Below are 24,951 nucleotides of genomic sequence, written 5' to 3'. Positions count from 1 at the left end.
GCCGGTCAGGGCAATCAGGCCCCGACCGGCAAAGCTCTTGTGATGCGCGCGTGCTACTGGGAATCGCCCTTCGCGCCGGCGTCGTCCTCGTTCTGAGCTGTCTTCTCGGCCTTGGGGCCCTTGGGCTCCGGCTTGGCGTCCACGCCGGCTTCCTTGCGCTGCTGGGCCGTGATGGGCGCGGGAGCGGCGGTCAACGGGTCGTAGCCGTTACCGGTCTTGGGGAAGGCGATCACGTCGCGGATGGAGTCGGTGCCGGCCAGCAGGGCCACCACGCGGTCCCAGCCGAAGGCGATGCCGCCGTGCGGGGGTGCGCCGAACTGGAAGGCGTCCAGCAGGAAGCCGAACTTCTCCTGGGCCTCCTCCCGTGACAGGCCCATCACGCGGAACACGCGGTCCTGCACGTCGCGGCGGTGGATACGGATGGAACCGCCCCCGATCTCGTTGCCGTTGCACACGATGTCGTAGGCGTAGGCCAGGGCGTCACCGGGGGTGGTGTCGAAGGTGTCGAGGAACTCGGGCTTGGGCGAGGTGAACGCGTGGTGCACCGCCGTCCAGGCGCCGGAGCCCACGGCCACGTCACCCGACTCCACGGCGTCCGCTGCGGGTTCGAACAGCGGGGCGTCCACGACCCAGACGAAGGCCCAGGCGTCGTCGTCGATCAGCCCGGTGCGGTGACCGATCTCGACGCGCGCGGCACCGAGCAGTGCGCGGGAGGATTTGGGTTCGCCGGCGGCGAAGAAGACGCAGTCGCCCGCTTTGGCGCCCACGGCCTCGGCCAGCCCGGCCTTCTCCTCGTCGGAGATGTTCTTGGCCACGGGACCGGTGATCTCGCCGTCCTCCTTGAACAGCATGTACGCCAGTCCGCGAGCACCGCGCTGCTTGGCCCATTCCTGCCAGGCATCGAGCTGACGGCGCGGCTGGGAGGCACCGCCGGGCATGACCACGGCGCCCACGTAGGGAGCCTGGAACACGCGGAAGGGGGTGTCCTTGAAGTAGTCGGTGAGGTCGGTGAGTGTGAGGTCGAACCGCAGATCCGGTTTGTCCGTGCCGTAATCGGCCATGGCCTGCGCGTAGGTCATGCGCTGGATGGGCGTGGGGATCTCCACGTCGATCAGCGACCACAGGGCCTTCACGATGGACTCGCCCAGGGCAATGATGTCGTCCTCCTCGACAAAGGAGGCCTCGATGTCCAGCTGGGTGAATTCGGGCTGGCGGTCCGCACGGAAGTCCTCGTCGCGGTAGCAGCGGGCGATCTGGAAGTACTTCTCGATGCCGCCCACCTGCAGCAACTGCTTGAACAACTGCGGGGACTGCGGCAGCGCGTACCACGAACCCGGCGAAAGACGGGCCGGGACCACGAAGTCACGGGCACCCTCGGGGGTGGAGCGGGTCAGCGTGGGGGTTTCCACCTCCAGGAAACCCTGGTCGTGGAGCAGATTGCGGGCCACGCGGTTGACCTCGGAGCGCAGGCGCATGATGCGAGCGGGCTCGGGGCGGCGCAGGTCCAGGTAGCGGTACTTGAGGCGCGCTTCCTCACCGACCTCCACGTGCTCGTCGATCTGGAACGGCAGCGCCGCGGAGGTGTTGAGCACGGTGAGCTCATCGACCATGACCTCGACCTCGCCGGAGGGCAGGTTCGGGTTCTCGTTGCCTTCGGGGCGGCGCTCGACCGTGCCGGTGACCTGCAGGACGAACTCGTTGCGCAGCTGATGGAACTCGGCCTCGTCCCGCACCACGATCTGTGCGACGCCGCTGGCATCGCGCAGATCCACGAACGCCACTCCACCGTGGTCACGGCGGCGGTCCACCCAACCGGCCAACGTGACCGTGTCGCCGGTGTTCTGGGCGCTCAATGATCCGAGTTCATGCGTTCGCAGCAAGAAATATCCACCTTTTCCTGTTCGGGGTGTTGGCTCGACCGTTGCGTTCGCCGTCCGGTGGGCCGGACGCGGCTCGGTGGCCGGGTCAGTCTGGTTGAAAGTCTACAAGTCTCAGGCGGTCTCGCTCGCCTGGACCGTGGGGTGCACGTCCTCCCGCGGGGGCTGCCAGGCGGTGGGATCCGCGGTGACCTGCTCGCCCGACCGGATGTCCTTGACCTCGTGGGTGACACTGCCGTCCTCCTGGACGGTCGAGAACCACACGAACGGAATGCCTCGGCGCTCGGCGTAGCGGATCTGCTTGCCGAATTTCTGGGGCGACGCCGCCACTTCGGTCGCGATGCCCCGGGCGCGCAGTTGCCCGGCCACGTCCTGGGCCGCAGACCAGGACGCGTCATCGTTGAGCGCCACGAGCACAGCCGACGGCACCGCACGCGATGGCCTGGCCATGTTCTGCGACAGGATGCGGGTGACCAGGCGGGTCACCCCGATGGACAGGCCCACGCCGGGGAAGTTCTTCTTACCCGTCGAGGCCAGGGATTCGTAGCGACCGCCGGAGCACACCGAGCCCAACTGTTCGTGGCCCACGAGCACCGTTTCGTACACGGTGCCGGTGTAGTAGTCCAGACCGCGCGCGATCGACAGGTCGGCGTTGACCTTGCCGGGAGCACGGCGGGCGGCCTCACCCACCACGTCCGCGAGTTCGCTCAGGCCCTCCTCCAGCAGCTCGTTGCTCACGCCCAGTGCGCGCACCTGTTCCACGAAGGACGTGTCCTCGGTGCGGATACTCGCCAGGTCCAGCGCCGACGCCGCTTGCTCGGCACTCGCGCCCACGTTCGCCTGCAGGTTCGCGATCACGGCCTCGCGACCGATTTTCTCGAGCTTGTCGATCTCGCGCAGCACGGCGGGTGCGTCGTCCAGGCCGATGCCGCGGTAGAAGCCCTCGGCGAGCTTGCGGTTGTTCACGCGCAGCACGAACGGGGGGATGGGCAACCGGGACAGCGCCTCGATCATGACCAGGGCCAGTTCCACGTCGTAGCGGAAGGCCAGGGTGCCGTCGCCCACCACGTCGATGTCCGCCTGGGTGAACTCGCGGGCGCGACCCTCCTGCGGGCGCTCGCCGCGCCACACCTTTTGAATCTGGTAGCGGCGGAACGGGAACGTCAGATACCCGTTGTTCTCCACCACGTAGCGGGCGAAGGGGACGGTCAGGTCGAAGTGCAGTGCGAGCGCACCCTCCCGGGGGGTTTTCTCGTCCTCGTCCTGGTGCAGCCGGGACACGCCGTAGACCTCTTTGTCGATCTCGCCCTTGCGCAGCAACTGCTCGACGGTTTCCACGGCGCGGGTCTCGATGGAGGAGAAGCCGTGCAGTTCGAACGTGCGGCGCAGTTCGTCCAGGACGTGTTGCTCCACGATCCGCTCTTCCGGAAGCCATTCGGGGAAACCGGACAGGGAGGTGGTGCGGGCCATGGGTGGGTTCTCCTTGGTGCGAAAGCGGGGTCCCGGCGTGCGCTCCGGGACGTGGTCATGGAAAGGCCCCGAGCGGCGTCGTGGTGTGTGGTGCCATTCTAGGCCGCCGTGGTCGATAGGATGGCCGTATCGATGACCGATTCCACGCGCCGTGTGACCAACGCCCGCTTTGCCGGGGCCTCGCCACACGGTCGTGGACGTGGAGAGAGAGTTATAGCGGTGACAGAACGTCCTGAATCCGACGACCGGCCCCAGACCCCCGAGGCGGCCCCCGTGCCCGCTCCCCCGGCGCGCCCTGCCAAGCCCGCAGCACCCGCCGCACCGGGCCCGGCGCAGCCCGCAACGCCGGCACATGTCGCGCCTCAGCCCACGGCCGGTGCCGTTCCCGTACCCGCGGCACCCGCGCCCTCGGTTCCCGTGGTGGCGCCCGCTGAGCCGGCCCAATCCGCTGCGTCCCACGAAACGGCCAAGCCTGCCCTGGCCACCCCGGAATCCGTGGCGCGCGCCAAGCAGCACGGCCGCGCGGACGAGAACGGCACCGTGTACGTGAGCGTGGCCGGCCAGGAGTACGAGTGCGGCCAGTTCCCGGACGCGACCGAGGACGAGGCCATTGCCTACTTCGCGCGCAAGTTCGACGACGCCGAGGCGCAGGTCGACCTGCTCGAACAACGACTTGCCGCCAAGGCCCCCACCACGGACATGCGCAAGACCGTGGAACACGTGCGCGAGCAGGTGGCCGCCCGCGGCATGGTGGGTGATCTGGCCGGGCTTGCCGCACGTCTGGACACCCTGGACGTGTCGATCGGGCAGGCGGAGGTGCGCGAGAAGGAAGACCAACAACGGGCCAAGGCCGAGCAGCTGGCTCACCGCACGGCCATCGTGGAGGCCGCGGAAAAGGTCGCCGGTCAGGACCCCGAAAAAACCCAGTGGAAGCACTCCTCGGAGCGCATGGGTGAACTCTTCGACCAGTGGAAGGCGCATCAACGTTCGGGCGTGCGGCTGTCCAAGTCCGACGAGGAGTCCTTGTGGAAACGGTTCCGTAAGGCCCGCACCACCTTCGATCGCCATCGCAAGGCGTTCTTCTCCAAACTGGACGAGACCAATGCCAAGGCCAAGCGCGCCAAGGAAGCGCTGATCGTCGAGGCCGAGGCGCTGTCCGGCTCCACCGATTGGGGGCCCACCGCCTCCAAGTACCGCGATCTCATGGATCGTTGGAAGGCCTCGCCCCGCGCGTCCCGCAAGGACGACGACGCCCTGTGGTCCCGTTTCCGTGCCGCCCAGGACGTGTTCTTCAACGCGCGTAAGGCCGCCAACGAGCAGATCGACCACGAGTTCGAGGCGAACCTGGTGGTCAAGGAGCAGCTGCTCGACGAGGCCAAGAAGATCCTTCCCGTCAAGAACCTCGATCAGGCGAAAAAGGAACTCGCGGCGGTACAGGCTCGCTGGGAGGAGGCCGGTAAGGTTCCGCGCGCGCACATGCGTCGGGTGGAGAACGAACTGCGCGCCATCGAGGACGCCGTCAAGAAGTCCGAGGACGACCAGTGGCGCCGCTCGGACCCCGAGACCAAGGCCCGCTCCAACTCCATGTTGACGCAGCTCGAGAGCAAGATCGCCGACCAGAAGTCCGCGATCGAGGCCGCTCGCAACTCCGGCAACGAGAAGAAGGCCGCCACCCTCGAGAAGGACCTCGCCACAAGCGAGCAGTGGTTGGCCACGTTGCGGGCCTCGGCGTCCGAGCTGAACTGAACGACACCACGCGCATGAGCTGAGCCGAGCCGAGCGAACTGCACACTGAACGGGGATCGCCCTGGTTGTCCACAACCGGGGTGATCCCCGTTTCCTTGTCCCCCGCCCATCGGTTCTGATGGGGTCATGACGTCACCGCGGCCGCTGGCCCCCGATTCCGCCCATCCGCTTCCGCCCGGTGCGGGATACCTTCGGGTGCTGCGTCCGGGTGACCCCTTCAGCAGCGGCGAGCTCACCGCAATGGTTTCGGACGGGATTCTGCGCAGGGTCGTCCTGGACGCATACGTGCCCGTGGGTGTTGCTCTCACCCGGGCCACCAAGGTCCGGGTGCTGCGAGCGGTCATCCCTCAGCACCTCCAGCGGCGAGGGGTGCTGGGCAGATTGGGGGCCGCGTGGTTCTACGATTGCGCCGATGTCCCGGACCCGCTTCCGATCCTCGTGGCCAAGGACGCCCGGACCACCACCACGCTCCCGCATGGGTTCAGCCTGCATCAGACCGTCTTCAACGCCTTCGATCGCGTGTCCCACGAGGCAATGTCGGTCACCAGTCCACTGCGCACCGCGGTGGACGTGGCGCTTCACGTCGAAACCCCGGAGGGCACCCGGGCGCTGCACTGGCTCATGGCCTCACCGCACTTGCATTGCCCACCCGAACTCGTCCTGGCCGCCCTGGACGCCGTGGGGAAAAAACCGGGACGTCGGCAGGCCCTGGCCCGCGTGCGGAAAGTGGGGCGGGCCGTGGAACGCGGCTACGAGGCGACCGGGCGGTGACCCGAGGTGCGATACACGTCGTACACGCCGTCGATCCGTCGCACCTGGTTGAGCACGTGATCCAAATAGCGGGTATCGCCCATTTCGAACGAGAACCGGGAGATGGCCAACCGGGATCGCGAGGTGTGCACCTGCGCGGAGAGGATATTCACGTGGTTCTCGGACAGCACCCTGGTGACGTCGAGCAGCAGCGAGTGCCGGTCGAGTGCTTCCACCTGGATCTCCACCAGGAACAGTGAGGATTGGGTGGGAGCCCAGCTGACGTCCTTGACGCGCGGATCGTCGTTGGTCACCAGTGACTTCATGTTGTTGCAGTCCTTGCGGTGCACGGAGATTCCCGCGCCGCGGGTCACGAAGCCGAGGATCTCGTCCGGGGGCACCGGGGTGCAGCAGCGAGCCAACTTCACGTACACGTCGGACATGCCCTGGACCACCACGCCGGAATCGGACACGGTGGCCCGGGCGGGCGCGGTGACCTTGGTGGTTTCGGCGAAATCCTCTTCCGTACCCTCCGCGCCGCCGTGATGCTCGATGAGCTTCTCCACGACCTGTTGGGCGTTGACCGTGTCGCTTCCGATCGCCTCGTAGAGCGCCGCCACGTCCGAACGGTTGAAGTCCTGGGCCACCGAGACGAGCGACTCGTGGGTCACCGTGCGTTGCAGCGGCAGGTGATGCTTGCGCAGCGCCCTGGTCAGCAGGTCCTTGCCCCGCTCAATGGCTTCCTCGCGGCGTTCCTTGGAATGCCACTGCCGGATCTTGGTGCGCGCCCGCGGGGAACCCACGAACTTGAGCCAGTCCTGTGACGGGGAGGCGGATTCCGACTTGGAGGTCAGGATCTCGACCCGGTCGCCGTGCTGGAGTTGGGAGGACAGCGGCACCAGTTTGCCGTTCACCCGGGCGCCGATCGTGTGGTTACCCACCTCGGTGTGCACCGCATAGGCGAAGTCCACCGGGGTGGAACCCGTGGGTAGCGCCATGACCTCACCCTTGGGTGTGAAGACGTACACCTCCGCGGTGTTGATCTGGTACCGCAGTGAATCCAGGAAGTCCGAGGAGTCCTTGGCCTCCTCCTGCCACGAGACCAGGGAACTCAACCAGTTGAGCTCTCCCGCCTTGGCCTTGGGAGTGGCCGAATTGGCCTGGTTGACCTGGTTCTTGTACTTCCAGTGAGCGGCCACACCGTATTCGGCGCGGTGGTGCATCTCGTGGGTGCGGATCTGGATCTCCACCGGGCGTCCGTGCGGGCCGATCACGGTGGTGTGCAGCGACTGGTACATGTTGAACTTGGGCATCGCGATGTAGTCCTTGAACCGCCCCGGGAGGGGGCTCCACTTCGCATGCAGCACGCCGAGGGCGGCATAACACTCACGCACCGAGTTCACGAGCACACGGGCGGCCTGGAGATCGTGGATCTCATCGAAATCCTTACCCCGCACGATCATCTTCTGGTAAATCGAGTAGTAGTGCTTGGGGCGGCCGGTGATCGTGGCGTCAATGCCGGACTTGTCGAGTTCCGCGGCGATCAACCCGCGGATCGTGGCCAGATTCCGTTCGCGTTCGGGCGTGCGCTCCCCCACCATGCGGACGATTTCTTCATAGACCTTGGGGTACAGGGCGGAGAAGGAAAGATCCTCGAGCTCCCATTTGATCGTGTTCATACCCAGGCGGTGCGCGAGTGGCGCGAAGATCTCCAGCGTTTCGCGCGCCTTTTTGGACGAGGACGAGGAGGACACGAACCGCCACGTTCGTGCGTTGTGCAACCGGTCCGCGAGCTTGATCACGAGCACGCGGATGTCCTTGGCCATGGCCACGATCATTTTGCGTACGGTTTCTGCCTGGGCGTTCTCGCCGTACTGGATCTTGTCCAGCTTGGTCACACCGTCCACGAGCACGGCGACCTCTTCACCGAAGTCCTGGGTGAGCTGCTCCAGCGAGTAGTCGGTGTCCTCCACGGTGTCGTGCAGAAGACCCGCCACCAGGGTGGCCCCCGTCATGCCCAGTTCGGCGAGGATCGTGGTGACCGCCACCGGGTGAGTGATGTAGGGATCCCCGGACTTGCGCTTTTGTCCCTCATGGTAGAAATCCGCCACGGCGAACGCGCGTTCCAGGACATCCAGGTCCTCATCCGGATGCGTGGCGCTCACGCTGCGCAGCAACGGGACCAGGATGGGCGAGCGCGGAACGGACTCACCCGTCAAGGCCGAGAGCGTGGACCGGGTGCGTTCGCTGCGTCCCGGGAACACGGCCCGGCCGAAAACGGGGCGGGAGGCCGGCAGGACGAAGTGGGTTCCCGCCGTTTCGATCCTGGAACCGGTGGGCACCGCCGATGTCGCCGGTGGGCTGGGCGGCCTGGAATTCTTTGCGCTCTGAGCGTCCGACTCTGTCGTCATGGTTCCACAGCCTCCTCACGGATCACCGCTGGCCGGGACGGGATCTTGGCGCCCGGTGCGCTAAGTAACCGAGTCTAGTAGCATGCCCCCGCACCGAACGGTACGGGGGCGAGTGTAACGCACGCGCGGCGCTCTATTCGCGGGGACCGGCCTGAACCGGGTCGGAGGTGACGGGCGCGCCGTCGCTCTGGCGTGCGTCCAGCACCTTTCGTTGCTGATCGCGCACCGCGGGTTCGACTCCGCGCAGCCAGGAGTACATGGGCGCCGCCACGAACATGGTGGCCACCGTGCCCACAATGATGCCCACGAACAATGACAGGGACAGATCCTTGAGCGTGCCGGCGCCCAGCAAGTACGCGCCGATGAACAGGATCGCGCCCACGGGCAGGATGCCCACCACGGACGTGTTGATCGAGCGCACCAGGGTTTGATTGACGGCCAGGTTGACCTGCTCGGAGAACGTGCGTTTGGCTCTCTCCTGCGGCGCTGAACCGCTCAGCAGTCCCTTGGTGTTCTCGCGCACCTTGTCGAAGACCACGACCGAGTCGTACAGCGAATACGACAGCACGGTCAGGAAGCCGATCACCGCGGACGGCGTGACTTCGAAGCCGACCAGGGAGTACACCCCGGCGGTGATCACAATGGTGGCCAGCATGGCAGCGACCGCGGACACGGACATTTTCCACGTGCGGAAGTACAGCGCCATGAGCACCGTGGCCAGAAAGACGAAAACCAGCAAACCCCACAGAGCCTGTTGCGTCACACCCTGACCCCACGTGGGTCCTACGAAGTTGGAGGTCACCTGGTCGTCGGAGGCGCCGTAGGCGTCCTGCAAGGCGTCCTTCACGGCCAGGGTCTGATCGTCGTCGAGCTGCTCGGTCTGCACCCGCACGGTGCCCGGCGCAATATTGGTCACGGACACGCCCCCGGCATCCGAGGAGTCCGCCACCGCTTGCTCGCCGGTCTGGACGTCCGGGTTCTCAACACCCGAGACCGTGAATTCTGAGCCGCCGGTGAAGTCGATGCCCAGATTGAATCCACCCTTGAGCACGGGGATCAGCATGGACAGCAGCACGAGCCCCAGGGCCAGGGACAACCACAGCTTGCGCTTGCCCACGAACGGGTACGAGGTGCGGCCACTGTGCAGGTCGTTACCGAAGCGTGCGAGTCGGTTGCTCATCGGGTGCTCCCCTCCGTCAAGGCGGTCTGGTCCACGGCGCTGGAACCGCCGGATGCGGCGGATCCGTCCCCGGCGCCGTCGCCCTGGGTCTCGGCGGCCTTCTGTCGACGACGCCGCTCGGCAATCGTCAGCCCGTCGCTGTCCTCGGGGCTACGCAGGCGACCCGCGCCGCGGTACAGCGGGACGGCGTCCAAGGCTTCCGGGTCCAGGCCCGAGTTCTTCGCGCCACCTCCGAAGTAGCGGGTGCGCGTGAGCAGCACCATGATCGGGTGGGTGAAGAGGAAGACCACGAGCAAGTCCGCGATCGCGGTCAAACCAAGGGTGAACGCGAAACCCCGCACGTTGCCCACGGCCACGAAATACAGCACGACCGCAGCCAGAAGGTTGACGGCCTTGGCCGCGAGCACCGTCTGCCGGGCCCGCTTCCAGCCGTGGTCCACCGCGGCGGGAATGCTTCTGCCCGCGCGGATCTCGTCCCTGATGCGTTCGAAGTACACGATGAACGAGTCGGCGGTCTGCCCGATGGCCACGATCAGGCCGGCCACACCGGCCAGCGACAGGCGGTAGTTGGCGCTCCACCCCAGCAGCGTGATGGCGAAGTAGGTGATCAGGCCCGCCACGAGCAGGGAGGAGATGGTCACCAGTCCGAGCCAGCGGTACTGGAACATCGAATACACGCACACCAAAGCCAGACCCACGAGACCGGCGATGATACCCATCCGCAACTGGTTGCTGCCGAGGGTCGCGGAGATCTGCTGCTCCGACTGGATGCTGAAACTTACCGGCAGCGCACCGTACTTGAGCTGCTCGGAGAGGAATTGCGCCTCGTCCTCCGTGAAGGATCCGGTGATCTGGGCGCTGCCGTCGGTGATCACGGCGTTCATGGACGGCGCGGAGATCACCGTGCCGTCCAGCAGGATCGCGAACTGGGACCGGGGATCACCCTCCTGGGACTGCCCGATCTGGTACAGGCGCTCGGAGAGTTCCTTGAAGGTCTGGGTCCCCTCCGCGTTGAACTGCAGGTTCACGGCGAACTGGCCCGTGGACATGCCCTGCTGGTTGGTCGCGGTGCCGTAAGAGGCGTCGTCGATGTCTGTGCCGGGGATCTCCAACGGGCCAAGAATGTACTTGGTGTTGTTCGCCGGATCGCAGGAAACAATGGCCTTGTCGGGATCCTGCGCCTTGCGTTCCTCCTGGGGTCGCTGCGCGGAACAGTCAAGGGCCTCGAACTCGGTGACGAGCTCGGGTGTCACCCAGTTGGGATCCGAGGAGTCCGTGGGCTCGGCATCCGGTTTGGGAATGTCCTTGAGTGCCGTGCGCTGGTCCTCGGGAGTGGGCGCGCCCTCCGCCGTGGTGATCACGGGCCGGAACGCCATTTGGGCGGAGGTCTGAATCAGGTCACGAGTTTCGGCGGAGGGAACCCCGGGCATGGACACCACAATGTTCGATCCGGACTGCGTGCTGATTTCCGCCTCGGAGACACCCGTGCCGTCCACGCGCTGCCGAATGATCTCCACTGCCTGATCGAGTTGCTCCTGGGTGATCTCCTGGCCGTCCTGCGCTTCCTGGAGCTCCGGGGACAGCACCATTTGGGTGCCGCCCTCGAGGTCCAGGGCCAGCTTGGGAGCCCAACCGGTGCGGTCGGTGGTGACCCCGTAGATCAGGATCCCTGCCAGGGCAATGGTGATCACAGCCAGCGCTGCCAGGCCGCGCTTGGCCGCCGTCAGGGCCGTATTCGATCCCGATTTCACCGATCTGGGCGCGCGGGTCGGTGCCGCTTGGGGGGTGAGTTTTTGTGACTCTTCGGGTTCCGACGGGCCCGAAGTGCCCTTACGTGATGCCATGTCTGCCCTTCAACAACGCACGGTTGGTGTGGCCGCCGAGCACGCCGCACCTGGGTCCGGTCATGAGAAACGGGCCGATGCTCTCGGCCCGTGACTCACGCATGTGTTCAGTTGGTGTCGTTATCGCGGCGGTTGTCGCGCCACGTGCCGCTTTGGGTGTCATGTCCCGGGACGTTGTCACCCGCGGCGGGCTCGCCGGGGGCGGTGTCACCGGGCACATCGTGCTCACGCTCGGCCACGTTGTCGCGTGTGTCTCCCGCGGCCGTGGAACCGTCCCCGTCAACGGTGGCGCCCTGGGCAAGTGCGGCGTTCTGGGTGGCGGGATCGTCCAGAACGGTGGTCACGGTCTGGGTGTGCACGGTCACCGAGGTTCCCGGGGAAACCTCCAGGACTGCCTTGTTCTCGTCCCGGTCGATGGACAGAACGGTGCCGTAGAGACCAAAGCTGGTCATCACGCGGGTACCGGGTTCCATGGTCGCCTGCTTGGCCTTGATCTGAGCCTGAGCCTTCTTCTGACGACGCATGGGCAGCCACAACAGCAACACCATCACCACCAGCATGACGGGCAAGAACCATGCGGTTCCGCCGCCTCCTGACTGCTGGGCCTGGGCAAGAAGTTGCGCGGAGAGAATCACGAAGTTCCGTTCTGTAGACGATGTTCACGGCTGAGTGACCGCAGTTACCGGGTGGGTGCACCGCCGCCATCATGGGAATCCGGTCAAGTCTAGGTGATCCAGCTGGTCGCCCGCTGAACCGTGACACGTCCTGAGCTTGCCACTCCCATCCGGCGGCCCAGAGCCCGATTCGCGGAGGCGGGATGTGCCAGCCCGTCAGAACGCGGTGGGCTGCTCCTCGTCCGGGGACTCCGTGGCCAGGGCGGTGCGCAGGGCGGGGTCCTTGAAGGCAGCGTGGTCGGGCACGTTGAGACCCAGGTGCTCCCACGCCGCCGCCATGGCAATGCGCCCCCGGGGGGTGCGTCCCAACAACCCTTCGCGCACGAGGAACGGTTCGGCCACGGTTTCAACCGTTTCGGTCTCCTCGCCCACCGCGATGGCCAGCGTGGACAAGCCCACCGGTCCCCCGTTGAACTTGGTGACCAGAGCGGAAAGCACATTGCGGTCCAGGCGGTCCAGTCCCCTGGCATCCACCTCGTACATGTCCAGGGCGGCTCCGGCGGTGCGCGCGTCGATCAGATCCACCTCGTGCACCAGCGCCCAGTCGCGGACGCGGCGCAGCAAACGGTTGGCGATGCGCGGGGTGCCGCGGGACCGCGAGGCCACTTCGTAAAATCCCTCCGAGGTCATGTTCAGATCCAGCAGACCCGCCGAACGCCGCAGCACGAGCTCCAGTTCCGCAACCGAGTAGAACTCCAGGTGACCGGTGAAGCCGAAGCGGTCACGCAGCGGCCCCGGAAGCAGACCGGCGCGCGTGGTCGCGCCCACCAGGGTGAACGGCGGCAGGTCCAGCGGGATGGACGTGGCGCCGGCGCCCTTACCGACCACGATGTCCACGCGGAAGTCCTCCATGGCCATGTAGAGCATCTCCTCGGCCGGTCGGGACATGCGGTGGATCTCGTCCAGGAACAGCACCTCGCCGTGGGTCAGTGAGGACAGGATGGCCGCGAGATCCCCGGCGTGTTGAATTGCCGGACCGGACGAGATCCGTAGCGGAACGTCCAGTTCCTGGGCAATGATCATGGCCAGCGTGGTCTTACCGAGCCCCGGGGGCCCCGACATCAGGACGTGGTCCGCGGTGCGCCCGCGCAACTTGGAGGCTTCCAGGACGAGGGACAGCTGGGCGCGCACGCGCTTTTGCCCCACGAAGTCGTCCAGGGTACCCGGGCGGAGACTCGCTTCGAGCTGCTGGTCGTCCAGGTCCCCCTCCGCACCGACGAGTCTTTGCTGTCCCTGTGCGGCACCGCGTTCCTCGTAAGCCATCAGGACCGTCCTCGACCATGTGTGTGACTCGTGCCCTTGGCGGTTCCCAGCCAGGACAGGACCGCACGGAGGATCTCGGCCACGTTGCCGGTGTCGGCCAATTCGGGTTGCGTCTCCAGCGCGTCGTCGATGCCGCGGATCGCGTCCTTCTCGCTCCAGCCCAGCCCCACGAGGGCGCCCATGACCTGTTCGCGCCACACCTGCACCTGAGGTTGAGTTGCCGCGGTTTCCCGCGGTTCCGGAAGAACGAGCTTGTCCGCCAGTTCCAACACGATACGACGGGCGGATTTGGGGCCGATTCCCGGGACCGCGGTGAAGGCTTTGTCGTCACCGCTCGCAATGGCCCGCCGGGTCTCATCCGGGCCGAGAACCGAGACCGCGGCCAACGCGGTGCGCGGCCCCACACCGGAGACGCCGAGCATCACGGTGAAGACCTCCTTCTCGTCCGCTCCCGCGAAACCGAACAGCAGGGGTGCTTCGTCCTTGCGGGCAATGTAGGCGGTGTGTAAATGCACCGCCGATCCCGTGCGCAGACCCGCCAGGGTGTGCGGACTGGCTTGAATTTCGATCCCGAAACCGGAGACCTCAATGACCGCCTGTGCGGCGCCCACAAAACGCACCTCACCGGACACCGAAGCAATCACAGGGCGGCTCCCGTCACGCGGGATGTCCCCGCCATTGATTCGAACATGTATACGAACTGCAGCACGGGATCACTCTAACAACTCCCACCGACTCGCACAGCGCGCCCCGCTCTGCCGGGCCGCGTCATCGGCGGAACCCTCCGGGTCAGCGGCGCGGTGACCGGGCGGCCCGGGGGGCCTTGGGTTGCCGAGCTGACGCCTCGGCCTGTTTCCACGCCTGCTGCGCCGGGGTGAGCCCGGAGGCTCGGACGGAGGAGGGCTGAGAACCCGAATGCGTGGACGTCTTGGCCGCCGCATTCATCCCGGCCATGCCGCCGCGCCAGCCGTGGCACACCGCCAGAGCCAGAGCGTCCGCGGCGTCGGCGGGTCGCGGGGGCGCGGCCAACCGGAGAATCCGGACGACCATGCGGTTCACCGACTCCTTGTCCGCGCCGCCGTCCCCGGTGACCGCCGCTTTGACCTCGGACGGGGTGTGCCACGCCACCGGAATCCCACGCCGTGCCGCGGCGGCAATGACCACGCCCGTGGCCTGGGCCGTCCCCACCACGGTGGGCGCGTTGTTCTGGGCGAACACCCGCTCGACCGCCACGACGTCCGGTGCGAACCGATCCATGAGCGCCTCGGCCGCCGTCATGATGGCCAGCACTCGATCCTCGAGGGCTTCGTGCGCTTTGGTGCCGTTGACTTCCACGTGGACGAACGTTCCCGTGCGATTGGCCGCCATGTCCACCACCGCGAAGCCACAACGGGTCAGCCCCGGGTCCACCGCAAGAATGCGCTGTCCCGGGGCCGATCCGCCGTCCGACGTGCGCGCCATGGGGCTCTCAGTCCTCGTCGTCGAGCTCCGCCAGGACGGACTCGGGGATGTCGGCGTTCGAGTAGACGTTCTGCACGTCGTCGAGCTCTTCGACGGCGTCCACGAGCTTGAGGAACTTCTTGGCGCCCTCGGAATCCAGATCCACGGTCATGGTGGGACGGAACTGGGGATCGTCGTTGTTGTAGTCCAGTCCGGACGCGTCCAGGGCCTGACGGATCCCGGGCAGGTCGGTGGCGTCACTGACGACCTCGAAGACCTCCGACTCCTCGATGACCTCGTCCGCGCCGGCGTCGAGCACGGCCATCAGAACGTCGTCCTCGGTGAGACCGTCGGTCTTGGCCACCTCGACCACGCCCTTGCGTTCGAAGAGGTAGGCCACGGAACCGGAATCCGCCATGGTCCCACCGTGGCGGGTCACCGCAACACGCACCTCGGAGGCCGCCCGGTTCTTGTTGTCCGTCAAGCACTCGATGTACAGCGCGGTGCCCTGGGGGCCGCGAGCTTCGTACAGGATCTCCGAGTAGTCGATGGTCTCGCCGGTCAGGCCGGCGCCGCGCTTGACCGCGCGATCAATGTTGTCGTTGGGCACCGAGTTCTTCTTGGCCTTGGAAACGGCCAGCTCCAGCGCCGGGTTACCGGCGGTGTCCGCACCGCCCATGCGCGCGGCCACCTCAATGCCCTTGATGTATTTGGCGAAGGCCTTGGCGCGCTTGGCGTCGATTGCGGCCTTCTTGTGCTTGGTCGTGGCCCATTTGGAGTGACCTGACATCGAGTTCCTCCTAAGAAGTCTGTGTACCCGGCTCAGCCGGTCCGGGTTTGCGATTTATGCCTTATTTTAGCGATGTACCACGGGGCCTCGAACTCGGCCCTACCTCGCTAACGAGGTCTGGTTCTGGCTACACCGCGCGCGTGCTCCGCGTAGGTGTCGTCCAGTGCGGTGTCCGGGAAGCTGTCCCCGCGGATTTCCACTGCGGTCCGCAACAGGAAGTCGGCCACGGCCGGGTTCTTGGGGAGCAGTGATCCATGCAGGTAACTGCCCAGCACGTTGTGCGTGCGCGCGCCCTCGGTGCCGTCCTGACCGTTGTTACCGGCCCCGCTGGCCACAGCGGCCAAAGGGGCCTGGTCCGGTCCCAGCGTGGTCAGCCCCGAATGGTTTTCGTAGCCGATGATCGTGCCGAAGTCCGGGGATTCGGTCACGACATTGCCGATCAGTCGCTCCGGTCCACCCACCGTTTCGAGGTCGAACATGTCGATCCCTCGCAGGGTCTCGCCACCACCGGTGCGGAACTCCCGCCCGAAGAGCTGGTACAGACCGCAGATGACCAGCATGGGCGTACCCGCCGACGCCGCGTCGTGCAGTGCGGGTGCCACGCGGGCGAGGTCCTCGGCCACCCGGAACTGACCCGAGTCCTGCCCACCGCCACCCACGAAGAGGTCAGCGTGGTCCGGCCAGGGGTCACCGGGGTTGTAGTCGTGGACCCGCACCTCGAAGCCGTAGCGTTCGGCGCGGCGCTTGAGGGTCAGGGTGTTGCCCCAGTCCCCGTAAATGTTCATGTCCCGCGGGTAGAGCTGGACGATGTCCAAGGAACCCACTTTGTCCTGATTCATGATCGGCTCCTCAGATCGCGTCCACGTGGGTCATGCCGCCCAGGATCTTCCGCAGGGACAGCATGGCGGTGTAGGTGCAGAACACCCGCATGGGCCGGTCCCCCGCCCCGGCGATGAACTGCTGGAGCGCGGTGTCCAGGTCGGTTTCCACCGATCGGACCGCCACCAGGTCGTAATCCAGGCGCAGGGCCATGTCCCACGCGCGCACACCGGAGACGATGTCCACGCCGCTGTCGCGCAGGCTGTCGAAATCCACGTCCCACAGCCACGACACGTCACGGCCGTCGGCGTAGGCATCGTTGATCGCGATCATGGTCGCGTAGTCGTCCGCCGATGCGGACGCGAGTGACAACCGGAATCCGGCGGGGTTCTTCACGAGCAGCAATTGCAGGGGTTTACCGTCCACCGTCACGGTTTCACCGCGACCGAAGGCCGGGGTCACCCGCGACAGTTCATCCACGAGGGAGGCAACGTCCGCGCCGTCGCCCAGAACCTGCAGGCTCAGGGCGAGAGCCGCCGCCGCGTTGTACTGGTTGTACACCCCGTAGAGGTCGATGGTTGCCGTGTGGTGTTCGCCGTGCACGTCCAGGTCCACGCTATTGGCCCGCACGGCATTGAGCACCACGCCAGCGCGCGGTCGTGCCACGGAGGGCTGCTCCGAATCCAGCTCGACCGCCTCGGTCCGACGCAGCACGTCGCGCATGTCGTCGTCGGAGGGAAACATGGGCCGCAACGCGTCCGAGAGGCCGAACCATTCAACGGTGGCGTCAGCGGCGACGTCGTCCGCGAGACCGGCGATCCGGGGGTCTTCGCGGTTGAGCACCACGGTTCCGGTGGTCGCCTTGGCGACCTGGCTGAGCATGCGGCGGGTCGTGTCGATCTCGCCGAACCGGTCGAGCTGATCGCGCATCACGTTGAGCAGCAGGGCGTAGCGGGGCTTGACCTGCTTGACGAAGTGCACGGCGTGCGCCTCGTCGAGTTCCAGCACGGCCACGTCCGCGTCGAGGCGACCGAACGCGTTCATCTCGGCCAACAACGACGCCGCCACGCCCCGCACGAAATTCGATCCCGTCCGGTTCGTGAACACGCGCAGGCCCTGTGAACGCAGCAATTGGACGGCCATCTTGGTGGTCGTGGTCTTGCCGTTGGTGCCGCTGATGACCACCACACCGTGCGAGAGTTTGCCGAGTTCTTCGGCCACGAACCCGGGATGCAGCTTTTCCATGACCAGGCCGGGGAAGGCGGAGCCACCGCCGCGCAGGCTTGAGGCCCACCGAACTCCCTGGCCGAGTAGACGTACGAGTGGTCGAGACATGGATTCCATTCTAGTGACTGGGGTACAACCGTCCCGGGCGCCGACGTGCGATGCCCGGGAGCAATGAGAATCAGGAACGGGGCCAGGCCGCGGCGATGTCGTCGCGATTGGCTCCCAGGGTCTGGATGAGCGGTTTGGTATGAGCAATGACGGGCATGAAGTTGGCGTCACCCTCCCAGCGGGGCACCACGTGCTGGTGCAGGTGCGCGGACAACGAACCGCCCGCCGCGGACCCGAGATTCAGGCCCACGTTGAACGCCGCCGGCTGGGCGACCTCGCGGATCGTGGCGACCGCCGTGCGGGTCAGCACGTTCAACTCCCACAGTTCCTCGTCCGTGAGCTCGGTGACGTCCGCGACATGACGGTACGGGCAGACCAGCAAGTGACCCGGGTTGTACGGAAACAGGTTGAGCACCACAAAGCAGTGCTCCCCGCGATGCACGATCAGTGCGTCCTCGTCCGAGCGCTCCGGCCCGGTGCAGAACGGGCACCCCGGAGTTTCCGTGATCGAAGGGTCCTCACCGCGCACGTAGGCGAGCCGGTGGGGTGTCCACAAGCGTTGGAAACTGTCCGGCACGCCGGGCAGCTCGAAATCGTCCTGAGCCACCCAGCGCTGGTTGCCGTTCTGGTTCTGCGAGGTGTTCTCCGTCACGGTTGCTCCGCAACGGGTTCCGAGACCTCACCGTCCGAGGGCGCCGAAGGATCCTCGTTGACGCGCTCGCGCACGTGCCGCACGATCAGCTCCACGGCGTCGTCGAGTGGCACCGCGTTGAACTGTGAGCCGTCGCGGTAGCGGAACGAGACCGCACCGGCCTCGGCGTCGTCGCCGCCCGCGATGACCACGAACGGGATCTTGTCCTTGGACGCCGTGCGGATCTTCTTGGGGAAACGATCCGAGGACGCATCCACCTCCACACGAATGCCCCGGGCCCGCAGCGTGGCCGCGAACTCGTCCAGGTAGTCGTTGAAGGCCTCGGCCACCGGAATGGCGCGCACCTGGACGGGAGCCAGCCACGCGGGGAACGCCCCGGCATAGTGCTCGGTCAGCACGCCCATGAAACGCTCCACCGATCCGAACAACGCACGGTGGATCATCACGGGACGCTGCCGGGTGCCGTCGGCGGCCTGGTACTCCAAGTCGAAACGCTCGGGCAGGTTGAAGTCCAGCTGGATGGTGGACATCTGCCACGTGCGCCCGATCGCGTCCTTGGCCTGCACCGAAATCTTGGGGCCGTAGAAAGCGGCTCCCCCGGGATCCGGGACCAGCTGCAGGCCGGAAGCCTCGGCAACTTCCTGCAACGTACGGGTGGCCTCGTCCCAGACCTCATCGGAACCCACGAATTTCTCCGGGTCCTTGGTGGACAGCTCCAAGTAGAAGTCATCCAGACCGTAGTCCTTGAGCAACGACAGGACAAAGTTCAAGGTGCCGGTCAGTTCGTCCTTCATCTGCTCACGGGTGCAGTAGATGTGCGCGTCGTCCTGGGTCATGCCGCGCACGCGCGTGAGTCCGTGGATGACACCGGATTTCTCATAGCGGTACACCGCGCCGAACTCGAACAACCGCAGGGGCAGCTCACGGTACGAGCGCCCGCGTGAGCGGTAAATCAAGTTGTGCATCGGGCAGTTCATGGGCTTGAGGTAGTAGTCCTGGCCCGGCTTGTTCACCTCGCCCGTTTCCGGGTTGCGCTCCTCGTCCACGTGCATGGGAGGGAACATGCCGTCCCGGTACCAGTCCAGGTGACCGGACACCTCATACAGGTGGCCTTTGGTGATGTGCGGGGAGTACACGAATTCATAACCGGCCTCGGTGTGCCGCTGACGCGAGTAGTCCTCCATCTCCTTGCGGATGATGCCGCCCTTGGGGTGGAACACGGGCAGGCCGGAACCCAGCTCGTCCGGGAAGGAGAAGAGGTCCAGTTCGGAACCGAGCTTGCGGTGATCGCGACGCTCGGCTTCCGCGAGGCGCTGCCTGTAGGCCTTCAGTTCGTCCTTGGAGGGCCATGCGGTGCCGTAGATGCGCTGCAGCTGCTTGTTCTTCTCGTTGCCGCGCCAGTAGGCCGCCGCCGAACGCATCAGCGCGAAACCGTTGCCGATCAACTTGGTGTTGGGCACGTGCGGGCCGCGGCACAGATCGCGCCACACGATTTCGTGGCTCTGCCGGTCCACGTTGTCGTAAATGGTGATTTCCCCGGCGCCCACCTCCACGGAGGCGCCCTCCGCGGACTCCTCCATGGAACCCGAACCCGGCCCGTTGGCCAGGTCGATCAGCTCAAGCTTGTAGGGCTCGTCCGCCATTTCCTCGCGGGCTTCGCTTTCATCCACCGCGCGGCGCCGGAACAATTGCGACTTGTTCACGATCTTGAGCATGGACTTCTCGATCTTCTTCAGATCCTCGGGCGTGAACGGTTCTTCGACGTCGAAATCGAAGTAGAAGCCGTCCGTGATGTACGGCCCGATGCCCAGCTTGGCATCGGGACGCAACTGCTGCACGGCCTGCGCCATGACGTGGGCCGTGGAGTGCCGCAAGACCTCGAGGCCCTCCGGATCGCTCACGAGCACACGCTCCACCACGTCACCGTCCGCGAGTTCGGTTCTCAGATCCTTGAGCTCACCGTTGATGTGAGCTACCACCACCTCACGTTGATCCGCGTACAGATCAGCCGCCGTGGTTCCCTGGGTTTCGGTGCGAGGGTCGCCATCCACGGTCAGCTGTAATTGAGCGGCATCAGACATGAGTTACTCCTTCGAATGTTCTTGTGACGCGCGCCCGTACCGGGGACGCGCGGGTCCCGTGGAACTCATGGTTCGGCGGGGACGCAGATGATGCTACCGCCCCGGCACGGAGCGGACACAGTCGGCGGGCCGCGCTGAGGGCCGAAAAAGAGCTGTACCCCGAGCCGTGGGCCCGGGGTACAGCAACTTACCGATTCAACGCCTCAGCGTTGCACATCAGTTTCAGCGACGGGGAGCGTTGCCGCCCAGGCCGTCACGGCCACCGAGATCGCGATCGGTATCGGTCTCGACGTCGACCTGTTCCTTGCGGACATCTGCCTCGACGCGCTGGGTGTCGCGAACAGTTTCCTTGTTCAGGCCGACCTCTTCAACGGCCACGGTTTCCTTCTCGACCACGGGACGCTCTTCGTGGAGGGAAACCTCGACCTCTTCCTCACCAATGGTGCCGGTGCCGACCTGGCCGTCGCGGATCGGGGTGCGCTCCACGGTGACCTCTTCGCGCTCGACGGGGACGTCAACGGTCTCGTGGTCGGTGACCACGTACTTGCGCAGACGTGCACGACCGGTCTCGCGCTCCTGGGTGCCGACCTTGAGTCGCTCTTCGTGGCGGACCACGGAAGCGTCGTCGTGGTCAGCAACGGTGCGGTCACGATCGGTCAGGTCGCTGTCACGGCCCGCAGCTGCAACACCGGCGGTGCCAGCGGTGCCGGCTGCGGCGGTGCGGTCGCGGTCGGTCAGGTCGCGGTCGCGATCTGCACCATGACCGTTGTCGTAGTTCAGCTCGTAGTAACGGTAGAGCTCTTCCTCTTCCGCCGGGGAAAGGTGCTGATCTGCATCGACCTTGGGCGCGTCCTTGATGACGTCCTTCTGGTAGGGCAGCACAACGCGGTCGCCGTCCTGGCGAGCATCCTTAGCCGGAACGAAGCTCTCCTTGGCACCGAAGAGACCCGTGTTCACGGTCAGGAACGTGGGCTCACCCGAGTTGTCATCGAGGAAGACCTGCTCAACCTTGCCGACCTTGTCGCCGTCAGCATCGTAGGCAGTGCTGGAGAGAATCGCATTCACATCGAAAGTGGTCATCGCAAGAACTCCTTCAAGTTTATTGCGTTCGTCAAAGCACGGTTTGTGCCCTGCGAGCCATCACTCTGCACGATGGCATTGTGATCTAGCTTGCCGCCCAGCTTACTGATGTTCAGTGGGCTGACAATACTTTTTCTCTCTCGGGTGAAATGCCGTGCTGTTGCTTCCGTAGCCCGGTTTTTTGGATTATTGACCCACCGGTACCGGGCCTATGCCGCCGGGGTGAATTCATTCCCGGCCTCGACGCGTGGGGTAGGGCACAATGGGGAGGGAGCCGACAGGTGGCGGGCTGCGCATCCTGCGGAGGCGGCCACTTCCGACACCTCACGACAAGTCTGGAGCCGCACGTGTGGGACGCACTGGTCAATAATCCCTGGATCCTCTGGCTGATCATCATGCTGGTACTGGCGGGCATTGAAATGCTCACCCTGGACTTCCTGTTCCTCATGATGTCCATGGCCGCCCTGTGCGCTGGGGTGGTGAGTTTTTTCACCCACAGCTTCCCGCTTCAGGTGATCACGTTCGCGGTGGTCGCGGTGCTTCTCATTTTCCTGTTGCGCCCGGTGGCCCTGAGACGGCTCAACCGGTCCACGCCCAGTACCCGTTCCAACGCCGAACGGTTAGTGGGGTTGTCCTGCACCGTGCTGGAACCGGTCAGCGAGGACACCGGCCTGGTTCGACTCGAGGGCGATATCTGGACGGCGCGCTCGGCGGAACGCGGCACGCTCGAGACGGGAACCAGGGCTTACGTGTACCGCATTGACGGAGCCACCGCGGTTGTTTCCCACACCGCCCCCGCTACCACTGATTTTTCTGATTCACCCGCTTCCCAACCCGGGTACTGATAGCTGTCCGGGTCGTCCGGCCCGCAGATCCCCCCATGTGAGAGGACCCCATGGAAATCGTCATCACAGTACTGCTCATAGTGGTGGTACTGGCCGCGGCAATTGCCCTGATCAAGGCGGTGCGGATCATTCCGCAGTCCCGCGCCGGCATCGTGGAACGCCTCGGCAAGTACCAGGCCACGCTCAATCCCGGCCTGCACTTCCTCATTCCCTTCGTTGACCGGTTACTGCCCATGATCGACCTGCGAGAGCAAGTGGTGCCGTTCCCCGCGCAGTCCGTGATCACCGAGGACAACCTGGTGGTCGGTATCGACACCGTGGTCTACTTCCAGGTGACCGACCCTCGCGCCGCGACCTATGAGATCACCAACTACATCCAGGCCGTGGACGAACTCACGAGCGCCACACTGCGTAACGTGGTGGGTGGCTTGAACCTCGAAGAGACCCTGACCTCGCGTGACAAGATCAACGCCGAGCTGCGCGGGGTGTTGGACTCCACCACGGGCCGCTGGGGTATCCGCATTTCTCGCGTGGACATCAAGGAGATCACTCCCCCGCCGTCCATCCAGGACTCGATGGAGAAGCAGATGCGCGCCGAGCGTGACCGCCGCGCAACCATCCTCACGGCCGAGGGTGAGAAACAATCCCAGATTCTGACCGCCGAGGGTGAGCGGCAAGCCGCGGTGCTCTCCGCGGAAGGTGACGCCAAGGCCGCGATCCTGCGCGCCGACGGTGAGGCCCAGGCCATCGCCAAGGTCTTTGATTCCATCCACCGCGCCAAGCCCACCCAGAAGTTGCTGGCCTACCAGTACATTCAGACGCTGCCCAAGGTGGCAGAGGGTTCCGCCAACAAGGTCTGGATGATTCCCGCCGAACTCAGTACCGCGCTGCGCGGAGTGGGTAACTTCCTGGCCACCCCCGGCGGCGAGGGTCCCCACGACGCCTCCTGGGATGACCAGGACGACGAACCGACCCCCACGGCTCACTCGGAGCCCATTGTGGAGTCCGAAACCGTCAAGGTCACGGAGAAGGATCTCGAGCCGGATCTGACGCTCACCGACCCCAATGATTTCGAGATGCCGGAACCCCCGTTCGCGAACCCGGCGGCCGGAGAATACGGTTCGGGCACTACCGGGAATGAATCCCGCTAATCGGTGGTTATGTTCGGTTGATGACAATCCGTAGGTTTTCAATCGACTGATTGGAAGCCGGGATCACACCCTTTGTACCAGTAGGACTTCAGGAAGGACCGTCCAGTGAGCGATCGCAGCCTGCGTGGAATGCGTTTGGGTTCCCAGTCGATGGAAACCGAGACCGGTGTTGAACCGGCACCGCGTCAACGCGTGGAGTACCGCACCAAGGATGGTGAGTCGGTGAGCGTGATGTTCGCGGCGGAGGCGGAGATTCCCCCGGTGTGGACCACCAAGACCGGCCACGAGGCCATCCTGGTCAATGGTGAAAAGCCCGAGAATCCCAATGAGAAGCACGTGCGCACCCACTGGGACATGCTCATGGAGCGTCGCAGCTCCGAGGAGCTCGAGGAGATCCTCCAGCAGCGTTTGGACTTCTACAAGGAACGCCACACGATCTGAGTCATGAGTGGCCCGCGCCGCTCACCGGGGTGTCTCCGCAATGAGGACCCGTTCGAAACGCCGACGCCGCGTACCAGGTCTGGTACGCGGCGTCGGCGTTTGCTGTTCGGCGCGGTGGCCGGAGGCTTTCGTGGGTTACGCGCGCGGGCTGAGCTTTGCGGCCAGGGTCTGCGCGCGAGCGGCCAGGCCCCATTTGGCCACGCTGGTGGCCGCTTCCACGGTGACGTTCTTGCTCATCTTGGAAACGCCTTCTTCGCGCTCGACAAAGGTGATGGGCACTTCCGTGATGTTCAGGCCCAACCGTTCGGTGCGCCACGCGAGATCGATCTGGAAGCAATAACCGCGTGAACGCACGGAATCCAGATCAATGGCCTCGAGGGTCGCGCGTTTGTACGCGCGGTAACCGCCGGTGATGTCGTGGATGCGGGTACCCAGGAGTACGCGCGAGTAGAGGTTGCCGCCGCGGGAGATGAGCTGCCGGTCCAGCGGCCAGTTCTCCGTGCGGCCACCCGGTACGTAGCGGGAACCGATGGCCAGATCCGCTCCGTTGTGGACGGCGTCCAGGAGCAGTGGCAGCTGTTCGGGCTGGTGGGAGCAGTCCGCGTCCATCTCGACCAGCACGTCGTAGCCGTTCTCGAGGCCCCAGTGGAAACCGGCGATGTAGGCCGGGCCCAGACCCTCCTTCTTGGCCCGGTGGAGCACGTGGATGTGATCATCCGTCGCGGACATCTCATCGGCCATGCGGCCGGTGCCGTCCGGGCTGTTGTCATCGGTGATCAGCACGTGCGCATCGGGCACTGCTGCCCGCAACCGGGTCACCACCGTGGGCAGTGATTCACGTTCGTTGTAGGTGGGGATGATCGTGAGAACTCGCACCGGGCGTCCTTTCAAGCCTCTGGGGACGGGGGGAAACGCCCCGAACACACCACAGGGCGGGCCCATCCGCCTTCGGACCAGGCGCGGATCGCTCCGCAGCTCTGTTTTCTAAGGACGGATGAACCCACCCGGCAGTAAGAATTCAGTGTAACCGCCAATTCTGGTGAGCACCAAGATGGCAGATTGTCAATCATTCGAAGGTGATGTCTCCCGCCACCACGACGCG

21 protein-coding genes are annotated in these 24,951 nt (G+C 65.5%); 5 read left to right on the top strand and 16 right to left on the bottom strand.

All coding sequences use genetic code 11. The features are described from left to right. Positions 1 to 53 precede the first annotated feature (53 nt). Positions 54 to 1,880, bottom strand: a complete 1,827-nt coding sequence (aspS, locus tag Q4E95_RS00865; protein WP_303381535.1) for an aspartate--tRNA ligase — start codon at positions 1,878 to 1,880, stop codon at positions 54 to 56. A gap of 111 nt (positions 1,881 to 1,991) precedes the next feature. Beyond that, the gene (gene hisS, locus Q4E95_RS00860; RefSeq protein ID WP_303381534.1) at positions 1,992 to 3,347 is read right to left on the bottom strand and encodes a histidine--tRNA ligase; all 1,356 of its coding nucleotides are present in this window, start codon (positions 3,345 to 3,347) and stop codon (positions 1,992 to 1,994) included. A 219-nt stretch (positions 3,348 to 3,566) separates the two neighbouring features. Between hisS and Q4E95_RS00855 the strand changes: the two genes are divergently transcribed. Further along, positions 3,567 to 5,093, top strand: coding sequence for a DUF349 domain-containing protein (locus Q4E95_RS00855; protein WP_303381533.1), 1,527 nt, complete (start codon positions 3,567 to 3,569; stop codon positions 5,091 to 5,093). 126 nt (positions 5,094 to 5,219) lie between these two features. Further along, positions 5,220 to 5,864 carry a type IV toxin-antitoxin system AbiEi family antitoxin gene (locus Q4E95_RS00850; RefSeq protein WP_303381532.1) on the top strand — a complete coding sequence of 215 codons (645 nt, stop codon included), beginning with the start codon at positions 5,220 to 5,222 and terminating at the stop codon, positions 5,862 to 5,864. Here the strand turns inward: Q4E95_RS00850 and Q4E95_RS00845 are convergent. The 13 genes from Q4E95_RS00845 to Q4E95_RS00785 all read right to left on the bottom strand — a co-directional run bounded on the left by Q4E95_RS00845 (position 5,843) and on the right by Q4E95_RS00785 (position 21,412). Further along, positions 5,843 to 8,254 (bottom strand): bifunctional (p)ppGpp synthetase/guanosine-3',5'-bis(diphosphate) 3'-pyrophosphohydrolase, encoded by a 2,412-nt coding sequence (locus Q4E95_RS00845; protein ID WP_303381531.1) that lies wholly within the window; start codon positions 8,252 to 8,254, stop codon positions 5,843 to 5,845. The genes Q4E95_RS00850 and Q4E95_RS00845 overlap by 22 nt on opposite strands. A gap of 133 nt (positions 8,255 to 8,387) precedes the next feature. Further along, positions 8,388 to 9,434 carry a protein translocase subunit SecF gene (gene secF / locus Q4E95_RS00840; protein WP_303381530.1) on the bottom strand — a complete coding sequence of 349 codons (1,047 nt, stop codon included), beginning with the start codon at positions 9,432 to 9,434 and terminating at the stop codon, positions 8,388 to 8,390. Continuing rightward, positions 9,431 to 11,278, bottom strand: a complete 1,848-nt coding sequence (gene secD / locus Q4E95_RS00835) for a protein translocase subunit SecD (RefSeq protein ID WP_303381529.1) — start codon at positions 11,276 to 11,278, stop codon at positions 9,431 to 9,433. The genes secF and secD overlap by 4 nt, the downstream gene beginning before the upstream one ends. Positions 11,279 to 11,385: 107 nt before the next feature. After that, positions 11,386 to 11,913, bottom strand: coding sequence for a preprotein translocase subunit YajC (gene yajC, locus Q4E95_RS00830; protein WP_303381528.1), 528 nt, complete (start codon positions 11,911 to 11,913; stop codon positions 11,386 to 11,388). 195 nt (positions 11,914 to 12,108) lie between these two features. Further along, positions 12,109 to 13,215: a Holliday junction branch migration DNA helicase RuvB gene (gene ruvB / locus Q4E95_RS00825; protein ID WP_303381527.1), complete on the bottom strand. Its 1,107-nt coding sequence runs from the start codon at positions 13,213 to 13,215 to the stop codon at positions 12,109 to 12,111. After that, on the bottom strand, positions 13,215 to 13,859 hold the full coding sequence (gene ruvA, locus Q4E95_RS00820) for a Holliday junction branch migration protein RuvA (RefSeq protein WP_303381526.1): 645 nt from the start codon (positions 13,857 to 13,859) through the stop codon (positions 13,215 to 13,217). The genes ruvB and ruvA overlap by 1 nt, the downstream gene beginning before the upstream one ends. A gap of 145 nt (positions 13,860 to 14,004) precedes the next feature. Beyond that, entirely contained in the window at positions 14,005 to 14,676 is a 672-nt protein-coding gene (gene ruvC, locus Q4E95_RS00815; protein WP_303381525.1) for a crossover junction endodeoxyribonuclease RuvC, read from the bottom strand. Positions 14,677 to 14,683: 7 nt separating this feature from the next. Then, positions 14,684 to 15,445 carry a YebC/PmpR family DNA-binding transcriptional regulator gene (locus Q4E95_RS00810; RefSeq protein ID WP_303381524.1) on the bottom strand — a complete coding sequence of 254 codons (762 nt, stop codon included), beginning with the start codon at positions 15,443 to 15,445 and terminating at the stop codon, positions 14,684 to 14,686. Positions 15,446 to 15,552: 107 nt separating this feature from the next. Then, on the bottom strand, positions 15,553 to 16,284 hold the full coding sequence (locus Q4E95_RS00805) for a type 1 glutamine amidotransferase (RefSeq protein WP_303381523.1): 732 nt from the start codon (positions 16,282 to 16,284) through the stop codon (positions 15,553 to 15,555). Positions 16,285 to 16,294: 10 nt separating this feature from the next. Next, a complete protein-coding gene (locus tag Q4E95_RS00800) occupies positions 16,295 to 17,608 on the bottom strand; it encodes a Mur ligase family protein (RefSeq protein WP_303381522.1) in 1,314 nt (437 codons plus the stop codon). Positions 17,609 to 17,669: 61 nt separating this feature from the next. Beyond that, positions 17,670 to 18,251, bottom strand: a complete 582-nt coding sequence (locus Q4E95_RS00795) for an HIT domain-containing protein (RefSeq protein WP_303381521.1) — start codon at positions 18,249 to 18,251, stop codon at positions 17,670 to 17,672. Beyond that, positions 18,248 to 20,332, bottom strand: coding sequence for a threonine--tRNA ligase (gene thrS, locus Q4E95_RS00790; protein WP_303381520.1), 2,085 nt, complete (start codon positions 20,330 to 20,332; stop codon positions 18,248 to 18,250). Before thrS ends, Q4E95_RS00795 begins: the two co-directional genes overlap by 4 nt. Before the next feature lie 222 nt (positions 20,333 to 20,554). Continuing rightward, the gene (locus Q4E95_RS00785; RefSeq protein ID WP_303381519.1) at positions 20,555 to 21,412 is read right to left on the bottom strand and encodes a PRC and DUF2382 domain-containing protein; all 858 of its coding nucleotides are present in this window, start codon (positions 21,410 to 21,412) and stop codon (positions 20,555 to 20,557) included. A gap of 347 nt (positions 21,413 to 21,759) precedes the next feature. Between Q4E95_RS00785 and Q4E95_RS00780 the strand changes: the two genes are divergently transcribed. The 3 genes from Q4E95_RS00780 (at position 21,760) to Q4E95_RS00770 (ending at position 23,849) form a co-directional block, all read left to right on the top strand. After that, on the top strand, positions 21,760 to 22,257 hold the full coding sequence (locus Q4E95_RS00780; protein ID WP_303381518.1) for an NfeD family protein: 498 nt from the start codon (positions 21,760 to 21,762) through the stop codon (positions 22,255 to 22,257). A 50-nt stretch (positions 22,258 to 22,307) separates the two neighbouring features. Further along, positions 22,308 to 23,408, top strand: a complete 1,101-nt coding sequence (locus tag Q4E95_RS00775) for an SPFH domain-containing protein (protein ID WP_303381517.1) — start codon at positions 22,308 to 22,310, stop codon at positions 23,406 to 23,408. 105 nt (positions 23,409 to 23,513) lie between these two features. Further along, positions 23,514 to 23,849 (top strand): RNA polymerase-binding protein RbpA, encoded by a 336-nt coding sequence (locus tag Q4E95_RS00770; protein ID WP_303381516.1) that lies wholly within the window; start codon positions 23,514 to 23,516, stop codon positions 23,847 to 23,849. Positions 23,850 to 23,984: 135 nt separating this feature from the next. On the opposite strand, the gene Q4E95_RS00765 is transcribed toward Q4E95_RS00770, so the two are convergent. Continuing rightward, positions 23,985 to 24,725, bottom strand: coding sequence for a polyprenol monophosphomannose synthase (locus Q4E95_RS00765; RefSeq protein ID WP_303381515.1), 741 nt, complete (start codon positions 24,723 to 24,725; stop codon positions 23,985 to 23,987). Between the last annotated feature and the right edge of the window lie 226 nt (positions 24,726 to 24,951).

Source organism: Kocuria sp. (genome assembly GCF_030536815.1).
Taxonomy (GTDB): Bacteria; Actinomycetota; Actinomycetes; order Actinomycetales; family Micrococcaceae; genus Kocuria; species Kocuria gwangalliensis.
This window is presented reverse-complemented; position numbering and strand designations above follow the sequence as displayed.

Excerpts from the sequence above, each read along its gene's own strand:
- hisS (WP_303381534.1), bottom strand. The coding sequence starts at position 3,347 with ATGGCCCGCACCACCTCCCTGTCCGGTTTCCCCGAATGGCTTCCGGAA.
- Q4E95_RS00850 (WP_303381532.1), top strand. The coding sequence starts at position 5,220 with ATGACGTCACCGCGGCCGCTGGCCCCCGATTCCGCCCATCCGCTTCCG.
- Q4E95_RS00845 (WP_303381531.1), bottom strand. The coding sequence starts at position 8,254 with ATGACGACAGAGTCGGACGCTCAGAGCGCAAAGAATTCCAGGCCGCCC.
- secF (WP_303381530.1), bottom strand. The coding sequence starts at position 9,434 with ATGAGCAACCGACTCGCACGCTTCGGTAACGACCTGCACAGTGGCCGC.
- secD (WP_303381529.1), bottom strand. The coding sequence starts at position 11,278 with ATGGCATCACGTAAGGGCACTTCGGGCCCGTCGGAACCCGAAGAGTCA.
- ruvB (WP_303381527.1), bottom strand. The coding sequence starts at position 13,215 with ATGGCTTACGAGGAACGCGGTGCCGCACAGGGACAGCAAAGACTCGTC.
- ruvC (WP_303381525.1), bottom strand. The coding sequence starts at position 14,676 with ATGGCGCGCACGTCGGACGGCGGATCGGCCCCGGGACAGCGCATTCTT.
- Q4E95_RS00810 (WP_303381524.1), bottom strand. The coding sequence starts at position 15,445 with ATGTCAGGTCACTCCAAATGGGCCACGACCAAGCACAAGAAGGCCGCA.
- Q4E95_RS00805 (WP_303381523.1), bottom strand. The coding sequence starts at position 16,284 with ATGAATCAGGACAAAGTGGGTTCCTTGGACATCGTCCAGCTCTACCCG.
- Q4E95_RS00800 (WP_303381522.1), bottom strand. The coding sequence starts at position 17,608 with ATGGAATCCATGTCTCGACCACTCGTACGTCTACTCGGCCAGGGAGTT.
- thrS (WP_303381520.1), bottom strand. The coding sequence starts at position 20,332 with ATGTCTGATGCCGCTCAATTACAGCTGACCGTGGATGGCGACCCTCGC.
- Q4E95_RS00785 (WP_303381519.1), bottom strand. The coding sequence starts at position 21,412 with ATGACCACTTTCGATGTGAATGCGATTCTCTCCAGCACTGCCTACGAT.
- Q4E95_RS00775 (WP_303381517.1), top strand. The coding sequence starts at position 22,308 with ATGGAAATCGTCATCACAGTACTGCTCATAGTGGTGGTACTGGCCGCG.